Source organism: Massilia sp. Root335 (assembly GCF_001425685.1).
GTDB classification, from domain to species: Bacteria; Pseudomonadota; Gammaproteobacteria; order Burkholderiales; family Burkholderiaceae_D; genus Telluria; species Telluria luteola.
This window is the reverse complement of record NZ_LMCY01000060.1, coordinates 1-5,399: the sequence shown is the minus strand read 5'-3', so window position 1 is coordinate 5,399 and position 5,399 is coordinate 1. Positions and strand designations below refer to the sequence as shown.

General features: G+C 65.2%; 5 protein-coding genes. 3 read left to right on the top strand and 2 right to left on the bottom strand.

Going from position 1 to position 5,399, the window contains the following annotated elements; translation table 11 throughout:
• Nucleotides 1-60: 60 nt before the first annotated feature.
• Nucleotides 61-852 (bottom strand): alpha/beta hydrolase, encoded by a 792-nt coding sequence (locus ASC93_RS27360; RefSeq protein ID WP_229412887.1) that lies wholly within the window; start codon nt 850-852, stop codon nt 61-63.
• Nucleotides 853-953: 101 nt separating this feature from the next.
• Nucleotides 954-1,820 carry a subclass B3 metallo-beta-lactamase gene (gene bla, locus ASC93_RS27355; protein ID WP_056450209.1) on the bottom strand — a complete coding sequence of 289 codons (867 nt, stop codon included), beginning with the start codon at nt 1,818-1,820 and terminating at the stop codon, nt 954-956.
• A 158-nt stretch (nt 1,821-1,978) separates the two neighbouring features.
• On the opposite strand from bla, the gene ASC93_RS27350 reads away from it, so the two are divergent.
• The 3 genes from ASC93_RS27350 (at nt 1,979) to ampC (ending at nt 5,108) form a co-directional block, all read left to right on the top strand.
• Nucleotides 1,979-3,094, top strand: a complete 1,116-nt coding sequence (locus tag ASC93_RS27350) for a sensor histidine kinase (protein WP_082548383.1) — start codon at nt 1,979-1,981, stop codon at nt 3,092-3,094.
• 3 nt (nt 3,095-3,097) lie between these two features.
• Nucleotides 3,098-3,859, top strand: coding sequence for a LytTR family DNA-binding domain-containing protein (locus ASC93_RS27345; RefSeq protein WP_056450206.1), 762 nt, complete (start codon nt 3,098-3,100; stop codon nt 3,857-3,859).
• Nucleotides 3,860-3,950: 91 nt separating this feature from the next.
• Nucleotides 3,951-5,108: a class C beta-lactamase gene (gene ampC, locus ASC93_RS27340; RefSeq protein WP_082548382.1), complete on the top strand. Its 1,158-nt coding sequence runs from the start codon at nt 3,951-3,953 to the stop codon at nt 5,106-5,108.
• Nucleotides 5,109-5,399 lie beyond the last annotated feature (291 nt).

The following is a 5,399-nucleotide window of genomic DNA, read 5'->3' as shown; positions in this document are numbered from 1 at the left end:
TCGTCAGGCTAGTTATATGCAGAAGCCCGCTCAGTTGATACTGAGCGGGCTTTTTGCTTTCTAGCGCACCTTCTTCAAATAGCCACGCAAACCATGGGTCAACACCAGCGGAAAGACGCTGGCATGATCCTCGTCCGCAAACACTTCGAGCCTGCTTTTGATGTTCGAATAGCGGTGCGATTTGAGCGCTGCGTCGAAGTCGCATAAATCCGCGACCATGTCCGCATTCTCTTCCGTGCGCGCCCGTTTCCGGTCCTTGCCGAGCGTCTCGCGTCCGCCGATACCGAAAAACACGGAGGCCGGCATATCGTTGTGTGTTTTTGCGTAATCCTGTTCGCGCCCGAACATCACGCCCTGGTCGAACCACAGCGAAGGACTGCCGAGGATGTAATGGTCGAAAGTGCGCGGTTCACTCAGCAGCAACTGCAGGCCCAGCAGGCTGCCATACGAATGGCCGACAAAGATCTTGCGGTTCATGTCGGCCCGATAGTTCGCGGCGATCAGCGGAAAAACGTCGGCGGCGATGAAGCGCCCATAAGCCTGCGCCTCGCCAAACGCCGGCGTCCGGCCCGGCATATCGGCGGCATAATTCCCACGCCGCGGCACGGCCGGCGTGTAGTCGCGGCGGCGGCTGTACACGGGACTGTCGCCTTTCGCATACGACAGGCCGACGACGATCGCCTCTTCCATGCCCGCATGCTTGGCCAGCCGCTGCGCGATGCCGCGCGCGACCGGGAATGCGTAATTGGCGTCGGTGACGAACAACACGGGATAACGCCGGCTCGACGAACGATACGAATCCGGCAGCGCAACGAACACCTGATAGTCGCGGTTCAGCGCGCGCGCATGCACGTCGCGCACTTCCGTTTCGTCGAGCACATACGGCGCAGGTGCCGCGGCCGTGGCCAGGCCGGACGCGAAGCAACACAACAACAAAAGCTTGCGGACGGTCGTCATGGGCGCGCCTCCGCCGCCAGTACTCCTTCCAGCCTGGTACGCGCGTTCGCCGCATACTTGCGGCACGCGTCGTGATCGACGAACGCCGCGTCCCCGAGCTCGGCCTGCTTCGCTTTCCGCTCCCACAAGTCGCTCCCTTCCGGATGGGCGCTCACGAGCACGTCGCAGTCCAGTCCTTTGACGGTGGAGATGGAATGCTCGATGTCTGCCCGCGCATTCGGGTACAGCGGATTCCTGCTGAAGCTGCGGCCGTCCGCGGCCAGCGCATTGATGCTGTCCGCGTACACCATGTGCATCGTCTTGCCGCCTTCGTTCGACTGCCACGTCCAGCTGGTCGCACCCGGCGTGTGCCCTGGCGTGAAGCGCGCGGTCACGGCGAGCGGTCCGAGTTTTACGACCTCGCCATCGCGCACGGCGCGCGTATTGGCGACGGGGTCCATTGGCTGGAGGCCGGGATACTGCGCGTCGCGTTTGTCCGGCTGCCCGGTCCGCAGCACCTCGACAGACGCCGGACTAGCCAGCACCACGGCACCGCTCATCTTCTGCAGGGCGGCGATGCCGCCGGCGTGGTCGAAGTGCTCGTGCCCACTCAGGATGTAGCGGATGTCCTCGACCTTGAAGCCGAGTTGACGGATGTGTGCCGCGATCTGCGCGGACGCGCCGGACGGGCCGCCGTCGATGAGGATGTGACCGGCCGGCGACGTGATCAGCACGGCGCTGATGCCGCGGGTGCCGACGTAATACGTATTGCCGTAGACGGCGAACGGATCCTGGGATGCGTACCAGTCCGCCGCGCCGGCGCCAGCCGAAGCGGAAGCGCCACCGAGCAGGAGGGCGGCGGCCAGGCGTATCGTGTTTTTCATGGGGTAGCGTGAGAGTTGATAAAGAATCGTGACTGCACCGCCGATTCTGCAACCAGCCCGGCGCCACGGCCCGCCCTGCGTGACGAAACGCCGCTTCCACGTGATGAAGCGGCCGCCTGCGGTCTTCGGACAGGCAAGGCCGCTGCTATACTTTTCCGATGACGCAGCACGCCGACACGACCATCCCCCATCCCGCGATACCGCCTGCGGCCAGGACCATCGTCATCGTGGTGCTCTTGTGGACCGCGATCAGCGCGCTCGGCGCCTTGCAGACCTACAGCGACAACCTGCGCCTCGGCGTGGACAGCCACTATCCGTCCCTGCTGGTGACGTGGTTCGTCGAGTACGCGGTGCCGCTGATCGTCCTGAGCTCAGGCCTGAGCATGGCACTGGCGCGCTGGCCCGCCCTGATCGCCCGTCCGCACAACGTGCTTCTGCTGTTCGTCGGCCTCGTGCTCGTGTTCCAGCCCGCGCAATGGACGTATATGGCGTGGCTGCGCGGCTACCTGCACATCGCGAGTCTCGACGACGCGCGCCGCCTGTTGATGAAGATGCTGCTGGTCGGCTGGTTCTCGACCACCGGCACTTTTGCGGCGATCCTCGCCATCCATTACTGGCGCCAGGCGCGCGAGCGCGAACTGGCGTGGCAGCGCAGCCAGACCGACATGCTCAACCTGCGCCTCGCGCTGGAAGAACAACGCATGCTGGCCCTGCGCGCGCAATTCGAACCCCACTTCCTGTTCAATGCGCTGAATGCGATCAGCGCCCTCGTGCGCGAAGGCGACCGCACGCTGGCCCTCGGCGGCATCGGCCGCCTGAGCGACCTGTTGCGCTATGCGTTGTCGGCCAGCGTGCGCAACACGGTCACGGTCGCCGCCGAGCTGCAGTTCGTGCGCGATTACCTCGACCTGCAACGCCTGCGCTACGGCGACCGGCTGCAGGTGCGCATCGAAGGCGAAGACCGGTTGCTGCACGACGTCGACTGTCCGCCGCTGCTGCTGCAACCGCTGATCGAGAACGCGCTGCGCCACGATCTCGATTGCCGCGACGGGCCGAGCGATATCCGCCTGTCCTTCGTGGCCGACGGCGAGGCGCTCACGATCCGCGTCACGAACCCCGCCAGCGCGCATGCGTCGCCCAATCCCGGCGCGGGGCTCGGACTGGCGAACACGCGCGAGCGGCTGCGGCTCATGCATCCCACCGCGTCGCTGCGTACCAACCTGCAGGAGGGCCGCTTCGTGGCTGAAGTGCGCCTGCCGCTGGAGCGGGAGTAAGCGATGACCGTGCGTTACCTGATCGTCGACGACGAGGCGCCCAGCCGCGCCAACCTGCGCCTGGCATTGGCCGCGCATCCCGACTGGCGGCTCGTGGCCGAATGCGACGGCACCGCGGCAGCGCGCGCGGCGCTCGCCGCCCAGGACGTCGACGTCATCTTCCTCGACATCCAGATGCCGGCCGAATCGGGGCTCGTGCTCGCGCGCGAGATCAGCCGCCTGCCTGCGCCGCCGCTGATCGTCTTCGTGACGGCCTACAGCGAACACGCGATCGACGCGTTCGAAGTCCATGCGCTCGACTACCTGCTCAAGCCCCTGAACGACGCGCGCCTGAGCCAGGCCGTCGAGCGCATCGGCGCCATGCTGGGACAACGCCAGCGCGAAGCGTATGGCGCGGCCTTGCGCGATTACGTCGACGCCGGCGCGGACCAGGCGAAGGCAGCCCTGGAAAGGATCAACGTGCGCTCCGTCGGCCGCATCGAACAGATCCTCGTGGCGGACATCCTGTGGATCGAATCGGCCGGCAATTACGTCGAACTGCATCTGGCGGGGCGCACGGTCCTGCATCGCATTACGCTGAACCGTCTCGAGACGCTGCTCGCGCCCGACGACTTCCTGCGCGTGCACCGCGGCGTGATCGTCCGGCGCGGCGAGATCGCGCGCCTGGATGCCGTCGGCGACGGCGGGTATCGGCTCACGCTGCGATGCGGCGCTGCCGTCGCCGTCAGCGAGCGTTACCTGGGCGCCTTGAAGTCCGCGATGTGACGAAGTGCCGTTTTGCCGGGACGGCCGCGCTGTCTGCGGGCGGTCGTCGCTGCCTATACTGTCGCTCGTCACGAACGATCCGGAGAATGCTTTGCTTACCCTGTCACGTCCCACGCGATCCATCGCCATCGCATGCCTGTCCCTGCTGCCGCTGACGGCCGGCGCCGTCGATGCGGCCGCCGTGCGCGCAGCCGTCGACCGCGTCATTCAACCGCTGATGGCGCAGCACGACGTCCCCGGCATGGCGGTCGCCGTTACCGTCGATGGCCACGCGATGTTCTTCAATTACGGCGAGGCGTCGAAACAGGGCCATGTGCCCGTCACCGAGAACACGCTGTTCGAACTGGGCTCCGTCAGCAAGACCCTCACCGCGACGCTGGCCTGTCATGCGCAGGACCTCGGCAAGCTGTCGTTCGACGATCATCCCGGTGCCTACATGCCGCAACTGAAGGGCAGCGCGATCGACCGCGCGAGCCTGCTCGAACTGGGCACTTATACGCCGGGCGGTCTGCCGCTGCAATTCCCGGACGAGGTCGAGACGGATGCGCAGATGATCGACTACTTCCGCGCATGGCGCCCGGACGCGGCGCCCGGCACGCAGCGCCGTTATTCGAACCCCAGCCTCGGCCTGTTCGGGCACGTGACGGCGCGCGCATTGGGCGTCGATTTTGCCGACGCCGTCGAGCGCCGACTGTTTCCCGCGCTGGGCCTGAAGCACAGTCATATCCGCGTGCCGTCCGGCGCGATGGGCGACTACGCCTGGGGCTACGACAAGACCAATCGGCCCGTGCGCGTCAGTCCGGGCGTGTTCGATGCGGAGACATACGGCATCAAGTCAAGTGCCGTCGACATGATCCGCTTCGTCCAGGAGAACATCGACGCGAGCGTCCTGCCGGCCCCGATGCGCCGCGCCATCGATTGCACGCACACGGGTTACTTCCGCATCGGCGATACGGTGCAGGGACTCGGCTGGGAGCAGTACCGTGCACCCGTGACCCTGGCCGCCCTGCAGGCGGGGAATTCCACGAAGATGAGCAACGAGCCGAATCCGGCCACCCGGCTGCAGCCGCCCCAGGCGCCGCCGCGCGGGACGCTGTTCAACAAGACCGGTGCCACGCGCGGTTTCGGCACCTATGTGTTGTTTGTGCCGGCATATCGCGTCGGGATCGTCATGCTGGCCAATAAGAATTACCCGATCCCGGCACGGGTGCAGGCCGCGTATTCGATTCTCGGGCAACTGGCGCCGTGATGCCGTCAATACGCGGCGATGCGACAAATCGCCCTTGCGCACTCGCCCGTGGTTTTGCTATAGTTCGCGTCCTGCTTCTGCAGCACAAGAAAAGTTCAGCGAAATCAAGTAGTTGAGCCAGGCCGTTTGATAACGCCGCTTGTGTTGAAGAAAAAGAGGGGTTGACGAGTTAAGTGAAGCACGGCATACTCTCATTCCTCTGCTGCTGACGAACAAAACGATTCGCAAATGCAGCAAGGCAGTACCGAATACAGTTCTTTAACAATCAACAGTCGATAAGTGTGGGCGTTT